Raw genomic sequence first — 14,322 nt, forward strand, 5'->3', positions numbered from 1 at the left:
CTTCCAGGGCTTATCGCTCCCAGGCTACGCGCGAGCGTTATCCACATAGACCTCGCAATAGATATCGAACCGTGGGGGGGCGGCTTGCCGGCGATGGCGTCAGTCTATTCACTGACAGGGCGCTGCAAAAATCGCATCGCCGGCAAGCCGCCTCCCACAGAATGTGCATGTATTCAGTGAGACTTTGTTGCGCAGAGTCTGTGCACGATCAGCGAGTCGCCAGCAGCTCCTGCCCGCGAACCACCGCAGCGCGAACCTGCCCTGGAGCAGTGCCGCCGATGTGGTCGCGTGCATTCACCGAGCCTTCCAATGTCAGCACGGCAAACACATCCTGCTCGATCTGATCGCTGAACTGGCGCAGTTCCTCCAGGCTCATTTCAGCCAGGTCCTTGCCGGTCTCGACGCCATACTTCACAGCGTGGCCAACAATCTCGTGGCAATCACGGAACGGCAGGCCACGACGCACCAGGTAGTCGGCCAGGTCGGTTGCGGTCGAGAAGCCACGCAGGGCCGCTTCGCGCATGATGGCGTGCTTTGGCTTGATGGCGGGGATCATGTCGGCAAACGCACGCAGCGAGTCACGCAAGGTGTCGGCTGCGTCGAACAGCGGCTCCTTGTCTTCCTGATTGTCCTTGTTGTAGGCCAGCGGCTGGCCTTTCATCAAGGTCAGCAGACCCATCAGGGCGCCAAATACACGCCCGCTCTTGCCGCGTACCAGTTCTGGAACATCCGGGTTCTTCTTCTGCGGCATGATCGAGCTGCCAGTGCAGAAACGATCCGGCAAGTCGATGAACTGGAATTGCGCGCTGGTCCATAGCACCAGTTCTTCGGAGAAGCGCGACAGGTGCATCATCGCCACGGAGGCTGCAGCACAGAATTCGATGGCGAAGTCACGATCCGAAACGCCGTCCAGCGAGTTGCCGCCAACAGCGTCGAAACCCAGCAGCTTGCAGGTCAGTTCACGGTCGATCGGGTATGTGGTGCCTGCCAGCGCAGCGCTGCCCAGCGGCATACGATTCAGGCGCTTGCGGCAGTCGACGAGACGTTCGTAGTCACGGCTGAGCATTTCGAACCAGGCCAGCATATGGTGACCAAACGTTACTGGTTGCGCGGTCTGCAAATGGGTGAAGCCCGGCATGATGGTGTCGGCTTCACGCTCGGCCTGACCCAGCAAACCCTGCTGCAAGCGGGTGATCTCGCTCAGGATCAGGTCGATTTCGTCACGCAGCCACAGGCGAATGTCTGTGGCCACCTGGTCGTTGCGGCTTCGACCGGTGTGCAACTTCTTGCCAGTGATGCCAATGCGGTCGGTCAGGCGCGCTTCGATGTTCATGTGCACGTCTTCCAGATCGACGCGCCATTCGAAAGTACCTGCCTCGATCTCGGTCTGAATGGTCTTCAGGCCATCGATGATCGTGTCGCGCTCGGCGTCAGTCAGAACGCCCACCTTGGCCAGCATCGTGGCGTGGGCGATGGAGCCCATGATGTCGTGGCGATACAGGCGTTGATCGAAGGTGACGGAGGCAGTGAAGCGCGCGACGAACGCGTCGACGGGTTCACTGAAGCGGCCGCCCCAGGACTGATTGGTCTTGTCGGTGCTCATGGATTCGCTCGTTGCTCTACGGAAAGTGGCGTGCCCGATACGTGGCACAAAGGCGGTTGCGATGATAACAGGGTTGACACTTTTTTATTTCCGGATGGCTTGCCGCTGGCCCTGCCAGAGCCGAGACTGAGCCGATGCGAGATCATCCTGTAAAGCGTGACGCCGGGCGTACTCCCGGCAAAGAATTCTTCCTCCCCGAACTGTGCCTGCCGCAGGCGTTGCTCGTGCTCGTGGTGCTGGCCGAGTTGCTGGTGCTGGTTCTGGTGCTGGTCGAGCCGATGCGCGCGGGGTTCGATTGGGTGCGGCTGGCACTGATGTCGCTGTTCGTGCAGTGGATCGTGCTGCTGTCCGCCGCATTGCTGTGCAGCCTGAGACCCTGGCTGGCACGTCTCTCGCCCGGGCTGGCGGGTCTGCTCGGCTGTCTGCTGGTGGTCGGTCTGACGCTGCTGTGCACGGCGGTCACTGACGTATGCCAGCTGACCGGCAGGATCACGGTGGGCGGCATGGTGGATCGGTATATTCGCTATTCGATGATTGCGCTGATCATGTCGGCCCTGATGCTGCGCTACTTTTATCTGCAGAGTCAGTGGCGTAAGCAGCAGCAGGGCGAGCTTCAGGCCAGGATCGAATCGTTACAGGCGCGTATCCGGCCGCATTTCCTGTTCAACACGCTCAACAGCATCGCGAGCCTGGTAGCCAGCAATCCGGCCAAGGCCGAGCAGGCGGTACTGGATCTTTCCGACCTTTTTCGCGCCAGTCTGGCCAAACCCGGCAGCCTGGTGACATGGAGCGAGGAGCTGGCTTTGGCGAAACGATATTTATCGATTGAGCAATATCGTCTCGGCGAGCGTCTACAGTTGGACTGGAGGGTAAGTGCAATTCCTGATGACTTGCCGATTCCCCAGCTAACCTTGCAGCCATTACTTGAAAACGCTTTGATCTATGGCATTGCCCCGCGAGTCGAAGGGGGTGTAGTAACAGTCGAAGCAGACTATAGAGGGGGAGAGTTTATATTGCGTGTCATCAATCCCTATGAAGAAGTTGCCAATCGGCAGACTTCCAACGGTACTCAACAGGCCCTGGCGAATATCGGTGCTCGTATTACGGCACTTTTTGGGCCGTACGCCAGTCTGAGCGTGGAGCGCCGTGACGGTCGTCACTACACCTGTCTACGCTATCCTTGTGCGAGACTCACGCAGGAAGCCAGAGCTATATGAATGTCCTGATCGTTGATGACGAACCCCTGGCCCGCGAGCGACTGAGCCGATTGGTCAGCGAACTCGAGGGTTACCGGGTACTAGAACCCAGCGCCACAAATGGTGATGAAGCATTGGCGCTGATTGATAATCTCAAGCCCGATGTCGTGCTGCTGGACATCCGTATGCCGGGTATGGACGGCTTGCAGGTCGCGGCCAGGTTGTGCGAACGCGAAGCGCCGCCTGCGGTGGTCTTCTGTACCGCGCATGACGAATTTGCCCTGGATGCCTTTCAGGTCAGCGCTGTCGGCTATCTGGTCAAGCCGGTGCGTCCCGAGCATCTGATAGAGGCACTGAGGAAGGCCGAACGACCAAATCGCGTTCAGTTGGCCGCCATGACCCGGCCTGCAGCCGAAAGTGGAAATGGCCCGCGGACCCACATCAGCGCGCGTACCCGTAAAGGCATCGAACTGATCCCGCTGGACCAGGTGATCTATTTCATCGCTGACCACAAGTACGTGACCCTGCGTCACGAGGGTGGCGAAGTTCTTCTGGATGAGCCACTCAAGGCGCTGGAAGACGAATTCGGTGATCGATTCGTGCGTATCCATCGCAATGCACTGGTGGCACGTGATCGGATCGAACGCTTGCAGCGCACGCCGCTGGGGCACTTTCAGTTGTTCCTCAGAGGGCTGGGTGGTGATGCCCTGATTGTCAGCCGTCGTCATGTGGCAGGCGTGCGCAAGATGATGCAAACGTTGTAGAAACACCGTTGCACGGGTTTGCTCGCGAAAACCGAGCCATGGTCCCGGGATTGGATTCCAGACCCTGGGTTTTCCGGTTCTCCGCGAACAATCCACCTTCCATGTTCATTGAGCCCAGTCTGTGGTCCTGATACCTGCAGGCGGGCCGGTGTCGGTTTTCGGTCAACGCTGAAGCTGTCCGGCTGAGCTGTTATTATCCGTCGCATCTACCCAGTACGGATCGTTCAATGTCTTCTCGCGAAATCCGCATCGCTACCCGCAAGAGCGCGTTGGCCCTCTGGCAGGCCGAATATGTCAAAGCACGTCTGGAAAAAGCCCACCCCGGCCTGGTCGTGACGCTGGTGCCGATGGTCAGTCGTGGCGACAAGCTGCTGGACTCGCCATTGTCGAAAATCGGCGGCAAGGGGCTGTTCGTCAAAGAGCTCGAAACAGCGCTTCTTGAAAATGAAGCGGACATCGCCGTGCACTCGATGAAAGACGTGCCGATGGATTTCCCTGATGGCCTCGGGCTGTTCTGCATCTGCGAGCGTGAAGACGCCCGCGATGCGTTCGTGTCCAACACCTTTGCCAGCCTGGAAGCACTCCCCGCCGGGAGCATCGTCGGGACGTCCAGTCTGCGTCGCCAGTCCCAGTTGCTGGCGCGTCGTCCCGACCTGAAAATCCACTTCCTGCGCGGTAATGTCAACACGCGCCTGGCCAAGCTGGACTCGGGGGAATACGACGCGATCATTCTGGCTGCGGCCGGTCTGATCCGCCTCGGGTTCGAAGACCGCATCACCTCGGCGATCAGCGTGGAAGACAGTCTTCCTGCCGGTGGACAGGGCGCGGTAGGCATCGAATGCCGCAGCGTCGATGCGCAGATTCATGCCCTGCTTGCGCCCTTGCATCATGAGGACACCGCGGTGCGTGTGATTGCCGAGCGGGCAATGAACAAGCACCTCAATGGTGGCTGTCAGGTGCCGATTGCCTGCTACGCCGTGCTTGAGGAGGATCAAGTCTGGTTGCGCGGCATGGTCGGAGACCCCTCCGGGAGCCTGTTGCTGCGCGCAGAAGCCCGAGCCTCGCAGACTGCCGCACAGGCTCTGGGTGTCGAGGTTGCCGAAGCGCTGCTGGCTCAGGGGGCCGCCAAAATTCTCAAGGCCGTCTACGGCGAGGCTGACGACAAATGAGCAACTGGCGTCTGCTGCTGACCCGTCCTGCCGAGGAATCGGCGGCGCTGGCCAGGACTCTGGCCGACGCCGGTATCTTCAGCAGCAGCCTGCCCCTGCTTGAAACCGAGCCGCTGAGTTTGACGCCAGCTCAGCACTCGATCATTTTCGAGCTGCTCAATTACTGCGCTGTCATTGTCGTGAGCAAGCCAGCTGCCCGCCTCGCCATCGAACTGGTCGACGAAGTCTGGCCCCAGCCGCCGATCCAGCCCTGGTTCAGTGTCGGCGCGGCGACCGGGCAGATACTGATCGACTATGGTCTGGATGTCAGTTGGCCCGAGCAGGGCGATGACAGCGAAGCCCTGCTTGATCTGCCGCGATTGCAGGCCGCGATTGCCGTGCCGGGAAGTCGTGTGCTGATCATGCGTGGCGACGAGGGGCGCGAGCTGCTGGCCGAGCGTTTGCGCGAACAGGGTGTGACAGTCGATTACCTGCCGTTGTACCGTCGCTATCTGCCACAGTACCCGGCATCGGTACTTCCGCAGCGTGTCGAGTTGGAACGCTTGAACGGGCTGGTGGTCAGCAGTGGGCAGGGTTTTGAACATCTGCTCGCGCTCGCAGGTGAGCGCTGGTCGAGTCTGGCAGGTCTGCCGTTGTTTGTACCCAGTCCCCGAGTGGCCGAGATGGCTCGTGCTGCGGGGGCTCTGAATGTGATTGATTGCCATGGCGCGAGCGCCGGGGCACTGCTGGCAGCGTTGCGGGATCGACCTCAGCCTGCCGTCGAGGCGTATTGATCGACTTTTTGTCGTTTACGCTATTACGCCAACATGCAAAGGATGGGATACGTGAGCGAAACTGCCTTGCCTAAAGACGATGAATCGGTAGTCAAAACACCGGCCTCCACCCCTGATCCCGTGCGCCCCGAGCGTTCGGGCAATCGCAGCAGCGGCCTGGTGATCCTTGCCCTGTTGCTGGGAATCGCAGGCGTGGCCGTTGCAGGCTGGGGCGTTTGGCAACTGCGCATGTTGCAGGCCGGGCATCAGCAGCAGCGTGGTGAGGTTCAGGACATCGCTGAACAGACCCTGGCGCTGGCGCAGAGTGACCAGCAACTGACGGCTCGTCTTGCGCAGTTTCCGCCTGCCGATCAGCTTGAAGACAGCCGTCGTCTTGTGGCGCAACTGCAGGGCGACCAGCAGCGTCTGAGCCAGCGTCTGGAAACGGTCCTTGGTGCCAGCCGCAAGGACTGGCGTCTGGCCGAGGCCGAGCACTTGCTGCGTCTGGCCAGCCTGCGTCTCTCCGCACTGCAGGACATCAACAGCGCCGAGGCGCTGGTGCAGGGTGCCGACGAGATCCTGCGCGAGCAGGACGACCCGGGCTCGTTTGCCGCACGTGAACAACTCGCCAAAAGCCTTGGCGCCCTGCGCAGTATCGAGCAGCCGGACCGTACCGGACTGTTCCTGCAACTGGCCGCGTTGCGTGATCAGGCCGTACAGCTCAACAAGCTGGCGCCTGAATATGAAGACAAGGGCGACACCCTGCCGGGTCTGACCGCCGATGCCAGCGACGACAACACATGGTCGCGCTGGTGGGAGCAGCTTTCCCATTACTTCCGTGTCGATTTCAACGCCGACAAAGATATCCGCCCGGTTCTGGCGGGACAGAGTCTTTCCCAGGTACGTCTGGCCCTGAGCCTGGCGCTTGAGCAGGCGCAGTGGGCGGCGCTCAATGGCGAGCCCGAGGTGTATTCTCATGCGCTGGCCGAGGCCAAAAGCGTTCTGCTGTCCAACTTCAATCAGGACGATCCGCAAGGCAAACTGCTGGGCGCGCGCCTTGATGCTGTTGCCGCTCAGCCAGTGGCTGTCAAAACACCCGATCTGGCGCAGAGCCTGAGCGCCGTTCAGGCCTATCTGGAACGTCGTCACGCGTCGAGTCAGCCTGCCGAGACGATGCGAGGGACCAGCCCATGAAGCGATTTTATGTACTGCTGTTCATCGCCATCGCTGCTGCTGCGCTGATCGGTGTAGCCATCGCCGAGCACTCCGGGTACGTACTGATCGCCTATCAGAACTTCCGCTACGAATCGAGCCTGTGGGCGACGCTGGCGCTGCTGGTCGCCTTTCTGCTGGTGATCCTGCTCATCCGTCTGGTTATCAATCTGCTGACCACCTCGGGCGGGGTGGTCAACCCGTGGTCGCGTCGCAATCGTCGTCGCCGTGTGCAGATTGCGATCGAGCAGGGCCAGATGGACCTCGCCGAAGGTCGCTGGTCCAGCGCGCAACGCCATCTGCATCGTGCTGCGGAAGCCGACGCTCATCCGTTGCTCTATTACATCGGTGCTGCACGAGCGGCCAACGAGCAGGGCCGTTACGAGGATTGTGACAACCTGCTTGAGCGCGCTCTGACCCGGCAGCCGCAGGCGGAACTGGCGATTGCGCTGAATCACGCGCAGCTGCAACAGGATCGTGGCGACACCGATGGTGCATTGATCACGCTTCAGGCCATGCACGAGCGTCATCCGCATAATCCTCAGGTGCTGCGTCAGTTGCAGCGCCTGTACCAACAGCGCGGCGACTGGTCGGCGTTGATCCGTCTGATGCCGGAGCTTCGCAAGGACAAGGTGCTGCCACCTCGTGAACTTGCCGAACTGGAGCGTCGTGCCTGGGGTGAAAACCTGACGCTGGCGGCTTATCGGGAGGAAGGTGAGGGCGCGTTGACCGGTCTGCCATCTCTTGAAAAAGCCTGGCAGGGCCTGTCCTCCGCACAGCGTCAGGAGCCACAACTGATACTGGCGTATGCCGACCAGTTGCGTCGTCTCGATGCCGAGGCGCAGGCTGAAGAAGTGCTGCGCTCCGCGCTCAAACGTGATTACAACAGTCACCTGGCCCGCTTGTACGGGCTGGTGCGTGGTGGTGATCCTTCGAAACAGCTGCAAACCGCTGAAGGCTGGCTCAAGCACCATCCGGGAGATCCGAGCCTTTTGCTGAGCCTGGGCCGCATCTGTCTGCAAAGTCGGCTCTGGGGCAAGGCGCGTGACTATCTGGAAAGCAGCCTGCGTCTGGAGCGTAACCCTGAGACCTGCGCCGAGTTGGCGCGGCTACTTGCTCAACTGGGTGAAACCGATCGCAGCAATCAGCTCTTTCAGGAAGGCCTGGGCCTGCTCGACGAGCGTCTGCTGACCCGCCCGTTACCCGCACTTTCCGGCGTCTGACAGTGTGACTGCATGAGCCCTGACAACAGGGCTCATGTTATGAAACACGCATGTTTAAAGTCTGCTCGAGTGAGGTGGGAATATTCCTACTCCAATTCGTTAAGAAGCCCTATCGTCACGTGTGTTGTTTCCACATTTTGCAGCGACGTATCTGTACGGCGTCACCTTGAAAGCGTCCGGCCCTTTCCTCTACCGTTAACGCCTCGTCTTTTGTTACGGATTTGCCATGCATCTGGCTCGCACACGTTCGTTGTTCTTTCTGGCATTCCTGACCTGTGCGCTGATCATTGCCGCTGTTCTTTATCTGCAACACGCTGTCGGCCTTGACCCTTGCCTGCTCTGCCTGTCGCAGCGGGCGGCCATGGTCAGTTGCGGTGTGCTGACGCTGGCAGCAGCCTGTCACTCACCTGGCGCAACCGGCTGGCACCGTTACTGTGTGGCCTTGCTGGTGATTGCGCTCGCTGGCGCGTCCATGGCGGGGGTTCAGGTATGGCTGCAGACCGCTTCGGCGGATGAGCTGATCCCGGTGCTCGCCGCTGTGGAACATGCGCTCGACAGCATCGCGCTGGGCGGGTGGAATGACAGCCTTCGGGGCAACGCCGCGTTCTGTGCACAGATTACCTGGTCACTGTTCGGGCTCAGTCTCCCGGAGTGGAGCCTGCTGGCATTCGTCGGGCTTGCGATATTGCCGCTGTATCCGCTGCTCAGCGAACTGAGCCTGTGGATATCTACCGGAAGTCGGACAGACTATTAAACGCTTGTATGAACTTTATCTCCTGCGTACCTTGATGGCCTCGTCGAGCGGGCATAATCTGAGCCGCACGCGTCATTGGAAGTATGCTGTCCTGACGCTTTTATCAGGCCATGCCCTTAAAATCGATTAGGGCTGGCACAGGACCGCATGCCCCTGAAGGGAAGAGAGAACATCATGCTGGAAAGTTGTCAGAATGCTCAGGAACGCTGGGGTGGTGTCAATCTGTTGATTGACCGCTGGTTGGAATGCCGCCGTGAACTGATCAATGCCTACGATGCGCTGGGCGACACGCCCGAGGCGCTCGCAGCCGATCGTGCGGCACTGCAGAACTTTTGCGGAATTCTGGTCGACTACGTTTCGGCCGGTCACTTCGAAGTCTACGAACAGCTTGGCAATGAGGCCAAGGCCTTCAATGACGAGCGCGGGCTTGAGCTGGCGGATACCCTCTACCCACGCCTGAATGTCATCACCGAGCTTGCGCTGGCGTTCAACGACCGGTGTGACAAAGGTGACTGCTCGGACTGCTCAATCGTGGCAAAGGAGTTCAACAAGCTGGGCGGTCTCCTGCACGAGCGTTTCGAGCTTGAAGACTGCCTGATCGAAGTGCTGCACAACTCCCACAAGGAAGAGGCCGCAGCTCAGGCTTGACCCTTTCCTGATGTCCATGGGATCTGTCGTTGCCAAGGGTGCTTTTGCACCCTTTCGCGTTTCTGCGGGAGCGGATTACTGCGAAACAGCGATCAGCTCGATCTCGAATACCAGCGGCGTGAACGGATCGATCAGGTCACCTGCGCCCTCTGCGCCATACGCCTGATCCGATGGAATCACCAGTCGCCATTTGGCTCCGGTCGGCATGCCCTGCAGTGCGCTGGTCCAGCCGCTGATCACACTGTCGAGCCTGAACCATTGTGGCTGTGTGCTTTGATCGAAGATCGTGCCGTCCGGCAGACGACCCACATAGCGAACTTCGACCCTGCCATTCACATCCGGCTTCGGCCCGGTGCCCGGCGTGAGTTCCGTCATCAGGATGCCGTCAGCCAGTACCTTGACGCCGGGCTTGGCCTTCTCGCTTTCCATGAAACGCTTTTCGGCACCCAGCGCAGCCTCGGTCGGCGCGTCTGTTCCGGTGGTCTCGGCCTGGGCCATGGCAGCATCGTGCTCACGCAGGATCTGGTCGATGCGCTCCTGCTTGAGCGCCAGAGGCTTGCCCTGATAGGCCTGTCTCAGGCCCTCTACCAAGGCCTTCAGGTCAAGGTCCGGAACTTCCTGATGCAGGCGTTCACCCAGGCTTGCGCCCAGGCTGTAGGCAAGATCGTGGGCATCCGTGTTCGGAGGGGTTTCAGCGGCCTGAGCCAGTGGTAGCAAGAGAAACAACGACGTTAACAGGTAGCGCGACATGGATGCTCTCCGGCCTGGGAAGTCAGCGATTATGCCAGTGCAAGCGCCTGTGGTGACGTGTCTTGCAAGGTGAATTTCGCAAAGGCCTGGAAACGGGCCCGACAATCATTTTTTTCAGCATGCAACAGGGCGCCGATCATGGTGTCAAGATGCCCTAGCGGCGGTGCGAGCAGAAGTCTAGTATGAGCCGCAATTTCGTCAGCCAGGAGGTAAGTCATGTCGGCCAAAAAGAAGCCAGTAAATACTCCGTTGCATTTGCTCCAACAACTATCGGGCAGCTTGCTCGAGCATCTGGAAGACGCCTGCTCACAAGCTTTGGCTGATGCCGAGAAACTGCTCGCCAAGCTCGAAAAACAACGTGGCAAAGCGCAGGAAAAACTGCACAAGTCGCGTACCAAGTTGCAGGATGCCGCCACGGTCGGTAAGGCCAAGGCGCAGACCAAGGCCAAGAGCGCCGTGTCTGAACTGGAAGAATTGCTGGATGCACTCAAGGACCGTCAGACCGAAACCCGTACCTACATTCTGCACCTCAAGCGTGATGCGCAAGAAAGCCTGAAGCTTGCTCAGGGCATTGGTCGCGTCAAGGAAGCAGTCGGCAAGATCCTCACGACTCGCGAAGCCAAGCCTGCTGCACCGGCCAAAGCGGCCGCCGCCAAGCCTGCTGCCAAGACCGTCGCCAAGGCACCGGTAGCCAAAACGCCTGCTGCCGCCAAGGCACCGGCTAAAGCGGCTGCCAAACCTGCTGCCAAAACCGCCGCCAAGCCTGCTGCGGCCAAAGCTCCGGCCAAGGCTGCTGCGAAACCCGCCGCCAAGGCCCCTGCTGCTGCCAAGCCTGTTGCTGCGAAAACAGCAGTTGCCAAACCAGCGCCTGCAAAAACCGCAGCGGCCAAACCCGTTGCCGCCAAGGCGTCGGCCAAGCCTGCTGCTGCGAAGCCGGCAGCTTCCAAGGCTGCGGCCGCCAAAGCCCCCGCTGCTGCCAAGCCAGCCGCCAAGGCACCGGCAAAAGCACCTGCCAAGGCTCCGGTAAAAGCGGCGCCCAAGCCAGCCGCTGCCAAGCCTGCTGCAAAACCTGCAGCCGCCAAGCCAGCAGCGTCCACCACGCCTGCGGTCAAGCCGGCAGCAACGCCAGCGCCTGCCGCTGCAGCGGCCACGCCTGCTCCGGCAGCGCCCAATGGTGCAACGCCTACCAGCGCTTCCTAAGCGCCGGTGATGTCAGCCGCGATGCGCAGCACTTGCAGCGCATCGCGGCTTTTTTGTGTCCTGCTTTCGACGATTCCCGCAAGCCATCCGGCGACATCCTTCCCGTTTGCGTCTGGCCAGGCGCGGGACAGTGCCTCAAGTCGGGTCAGCAGCGTGTGTTCGGCCTCCAGTTCCAATGCCTTGACCCTGTTTCGCAGCTCGCTCAGAACGGCGTCATCCTGAGCCGCGGTCCGCCATTGGGTGCGCACTTCCCGCAGCGGCCGCACGACGTCATCGTGCCAAGGCGTCGCCAACTGTCCGATTTCAGACAATCGTTGCGCATCGCACTCAACCCCGCGCAGTCCCAGCCACACACCACACAATACCGCGCATACGTTGGCCCCGCTGGCCTGTAGCGTCAGGCAGGCCTGCTCCACACCCGGTCGGGCGTAAAAATCCAGGGTGAAACTCCAGAGGTCTGTAGGCATAGTGATCTACCTGTCCGGGACGAAGCTGGTAGACTCCGCCGCCATTATGATTCGACTTCAAAGCCTTACCTTACAGCGTGGTCCGCAACGTCTGCTAGAAGACGCCGAGCTGACCCTGCACGCCGGCCATAAAGCCGGTCTGATCGGTGCCAACGGTGCCGGTAAATCCAGTCTGTTCGCCTTGCTGCGCGGCGAGCTTACGCCCGATGCCGGTGACTGTCTGTTGCCCGCTGACTGGCGCATCGCTCACATGCGTCAGGAGGTCGACACGCTCGAGCGCCTTGGCGTGGACTACGTGCTCGACGGCGACGTGCGTCTGCGCGAGGTTCAGCGCCTGCTGGCTGAAGCCGAAGCTGCGCAGGACGGTGCCGCTCAGGCGCGTCTACACTCGGAGCTCGACAGCGCCGACGGTTATACCGCCGACGCCCGCGCTCGCAAACTGCTGGCGGGCCTCGGGTTCACCAACGAACAGATGGAGCGTCAGGTCGGCAGCTTCTCGGGTGGCTGGCGCATGCGCCTGAACCTGGCGCAGGCCCTGATGTGTCCATCGGATCTGCTGCTGCTCGATGAACCGACCAACCACTTGGACCTCGATGCGATCCTGTGGCTCGAAGACTGGCTGAAAAGCTATCCCGGCACGCTGCTGCTGATTTCTCACGACCGGGACTTTCTCGATGCCGTGGTCGATCACATCGCGCATGTCGAGCAACGCAAGATCACGCTCTACCGCGGTGGCTACAGCGCATTCGAGCGCGCCCGTGCGGAGCGTCTGGCCCAGCAGCAACAGGCCTACGAGAAGCAGCAGGTGCAGCGTGCGCACATGGAAAAATACATTGCGCGCTTCAAGGCCCAGGCCACCAAGGCCCGTCAGGCGCAGAGCCGGATCAAGGCGCTGGAGCGCATGGAAGAGCTGTCCGCTGCGCATGTGGATTCGCCTTTCAACTTCGTTTTCCGTGAGTCCGACAAGATCTCCAGCCCATTGCTGGATCTGTCCGAAGCGCGTCTGGGCTACGGCGACAAGACCGTCCTGGAGAAGGTCAAACTGCAACTGACGCCGGGCGCACGTATCGGTCTGCTGGGGCCTAACGGCGCTGGCAAGTCGACGCTGATCAAGAACCTGGCAGGCGAGCTCTCCCCTCAGAGCGGCCGACTGGTCCGTGGCGAGAACCTGACCGTGGGCTACTTTGCCCAGCATCAGCTTGACTCGCTGGACGCCAAAGCCACGCCGTTGCTGCACTTGCAGCGCCTTGCGCCGACCGAGCGTGAGCAGACCCTGCGCGACTTCCTCGGAGGCTTCGACTTCCGGGGCGCGCGTCTGGACGAGCCGGTACTGAATTTTTCGGGTGGCGAAAAGGCGCGTCTGGCGCTGGCCCTTATTGCCTGGGAAAAGCCCAATCTGTTGCTGCTCGACGAACCCACCAACCACCTGGATCTGGAAATGCGTCTGGCGCTGACCATGGCGCTTCAGGAGTTTGGCGGCGCGGTACTGGTGGTTTCCCACGACCGGCACTTGCTCAAGAGCACGACCGACGATTTCCTGCTGGTGGCTGACGGCCGCGTCCAAGAGTTCGATGGCGATCTGGACGACTACACGCGCTGGCTGGCTGACTATCGATTGCGCAATGCGCCGGTCAGCAATACACCGGTCAATGCCGACAAGACCGACAAGAAGGCCCAGCGTCAGCAAGCTGCTGCCCTGCGTCAGCAATTGGCCCCGCATAAGCGCGAGGCCGACAAGCTGGAGCGTGATCTGGGTGCGCTGCACGAGAAGCTTGCCAAGGTCGAAGAGGCCCTGGCCGACAGCGGCAACTACGACGCCGCGAACAAGGACAAGCTGCGCGACCTGCTGGCCGAACAGGCAAAACTGAAAGTGCGTGAGTCCGAGCTGGAAGACGCCTGGATGCAGGCGCTGGAGTTGCTGGAGTCGATGCAGGCCGAACTGGAAGCGCTGTCGTGATGGACATGTTGGGTCTGCCGGTGTCTGCTTACTGGATCGAACCGATTCTGTTGGGGGTGCAGATCCTCCTGATCCTGTTGGCAGGTTATGTACTGCAGCGGGTCGTTGGACGTTTTCTGACTGGTCTGGGTGAGCGTTACCCATTGCCGCCCGAGCTTCTGGTACCGGTACGTGGCGGCCTGCGCTGGCTGATCATGGGCAGTGCGTTCGTCTTCGTGCTGGGCCGGCTCGGTGTGTCGGCGACCGTCTTGTGGACAGCCTTGTCCGGCTTCGTGGCCGTTGCTGCCGTGGCGTTCTTCGCCATGTGGAGCGTGCTCTCCAACCTGCTCTGCGCGATTCTGATCTTTACCATAGGGCCGTTTCGCATCGGTGACCTTGTCGAGCTGGTCGACACGCTGGATAAGCCAGGCGTGAAAGGCCGCGTGGTTGCGATCAACCTGATGTTCACCACGCTGATCGAAACACCCGAGGCTGGCGGTGCGCTGGTTCAAGTGCCCAACAGCCAGTTCTTCCAGAAGTCGGTACGCCGCTGGCGCGGGAGCGAACTGTATCCGCAGACCACGGTTTCTGCCCCGCATGACGAGCAGGATTAGAAATCATTAGTCACGAGACAGATTACCCACTAAT

At 60.7% G+C, this 14,322-nt stretch carries 14 protein-coding genes; 11 read left to right on the top strand and 3 right to left on the bottom strand.

Going from position 1 to position 14,322, the window contains the following annotated elements; all coding sequences use genetic code 11:
• Positions 1-208: 208 nt before the first annotated feature.
• Positions 209-1,603 carry an argininosuccinate lyase gene (gene argH / locus KDX39_RS11565; protein WP_099228878.1) on the bottom strand — a complete coding sequence of 465 codons (1,395 nt, stop codon included), beginning with the start codon at positions 1,601-1,603 and terminating at the stop codon, positions 209-211.
• 134 nt (positions 1,604-1,737) lie between these two features.
• Here argH and KDX39_RS11570 point away from each other — a divergent pair, with 134 nt between their 5' ends.
• The 8 genes from KDX39_RS11570 to rsd all read left to right on the top strand — a co-directional run bounded on the left by KDX39_RS11570 (position 1,738) and on the right by rsd (position 9,321).
• Positions 1,738-2,820, top strand: a complete 1,083-nt coding sequence (locus KDX39_RS11570; RefSeq protein WP_231660456.1) for a sensor histidine kinase — start codon at positions 1,738-1,740, stop codon at positions 2,818-2,820.
• Complete coding sequence (locus KDX39_RS11575) at positions 2,817-3,563, top strand: LytR/AlgR family response regulator transcription factor (RefSeq protein WP_231660457.1); 747 nt, start codon at positions 2,817-2,819, stop codon at positions 3,561-3,563. Before KDX39_RS11570 ends, KDX39_RS11575 begins: the two co-directional genes overlap by 4 nt.
• A gap of 227 nt (positions 3,564-3,790) precedes the next feature.
• Positions 3,791-4,732, top strand: coding sequence for a hydroxymethylbilane synthase (gene hemC, locus KDX39_RS11580; RefSeq protein WP_231660458.1), 942 nt, complete (start codon positions 3,791-3,793; stop codon positions 4,730-4,732).
• Positions 4,729-5,505 carry a uroporphyrinogen-III synthase gene (locus tag KDX39_RS11585; RefSeq protein WP_231660459.1) on the top strand — a complete coding sequence of 259 codons (777 nt, stop codon included), beginning with the start codon at positions 4,729-4,731 and terminating at the stop codon, positions 5,503-5,505. The genes hemC and KDX39_RS11585 overlap by 4 nt, the downstream gene beginning before the upstream one ends.
• Positions 5,506-5,556: 51 nt before the next feature.
• Entirely contained in the window at positions 5,557-6,678 is a 1,122-nt protein-coding gene (locus tag KDX39_RS11590; RefSeq protein WP_231660460.1) for a uroporphyrinogen-III C-methyltransferase, read from the top strand.
• Complete coding sequence (locus KDX39_RS11595) at positions 6,675-7,919, top strand: heme biosynthesis protein HemY (RefSeq protein WP_231660461.1); 1,245 nt, start codon at positions 6,675-6,677, stop codon at positions 7,917-7,919. Before KDX39_RS11590 ends, KDX39_RS11595 begins: the two co-directional genes overlap by 4 nt.
• A 226-nt stretch (positions 7,920-8,145) precedes the next feature.
• Positions 8,146-8,673 (top strand): disulfide bond formation protein B, encoded by a 528-nt coding sequence (locus KDX39_RS11600; RefSeq protein WP_231660462.1) that lies wholly within the window; start codon positions 8,146-8,148, stop codon positions 8,671-8,673.
• 174 nt (positions 8,674-8,847) lie between these two features.
• Positions 8,848-9,321 (top strand): sigma D regulator, encoded by a 474-nt coding sequence (gene rsd / locus KDX39_RS11605; protein WP_099228922.1) that lies wholly within the window; start codon positions 8,848-8,850, stop codon positions 9,319-9,321.
• 75 nt (positions 9,322-9,396) lie between these two features.
• Here the strand turns inward: rsd and KDX39_RS11610 are convergent, their stop codons facing one another.
• The gene (locus tag KDX39_RS11610) at positions 9,397-10,071 is read right to left on the bottom strand and encodes an FKBP-type peptidyl-prolyl cis-trans isomerase (RefSeq protein ID WP_099228870.1); all 675 of its coding nucleotides are present in this window, start codon (positions 10,069-10,071) and stop codon (positions 9,397-9,399) included.
• A 216-nt stretch (positions 10,072-10,287) separates the two neighbouring features.
• Between KDX39_RS11610 and KDX39_RS11615 the strand changes: the two genes are divergently transcribed.
• On the top strand, positions 10,288-11,271 hold the full coding sequence (locus tag KDX39_RS11615) for an AlgP family protein (RefSeq protein WP_231660463.1): 984 nt from the start codon (positions 10,288-10,290) through the stop codon (positions 11,269-11,271).
• Here the strand turns inward: KDX39_RS11615 and KDX39_RS11620 are convergent.
• Positions 11,268-11,738, bottom strand: coding sequence for a TIGR02444 family protein (locus KDX39_RS11620; protein WP_231660464.1), 471 nt, complete (start codon positions 11,736-11,738; stop codon positions 11,268-11,270). The genes KDX39_RS11615 and KDX39_RS11620 overlap by 4 nt on opposite strands.
• A 46-nt stretch (positions 11,739-11,784) precedes the next feature.
• Between KDX39_RS11620 and KDX39_RS11625 the strand changes: the two genes are divergently transcribed.
• Complete coding sequence (locus KDX39_RS11625) at positions 11,785-13,695, top strand: ATP-binding cassette domain-containing protein (protein ID WP_099228921.1); 1,911 nt, start codon at positions 11,785-11,787, stop codon at positions 13,693-13,695.
• Positions 13,695-14,288, top strand: a complete 594-nt coding sequence (locus KDX39_RS11630; protein WP_231660537.1) for a mechanosensitive ion channel family protein — start codon at positions 13,695-13,697, stop codon at positions 14,286-14,288. Before KDX39_RS11625 ends, KDX39_RS11630 begins: the two co-directional genes overlap by 1 nt.
• Positions 14,289-14,322: the final 34 nt, after the last annotated feature.

The sequence above is a fragment of the Pseudomonas sp. CDFA 610 genome (assembly GCF_021147865.1).
GTDB classification, from domain to species: Bacteria; Pseudomonadota; Gammaproteobacteria; order Pseudomonadales; family Pseudomonadaceae; genus Aquipseudomonas; species Aquipseudomonas alliivorans.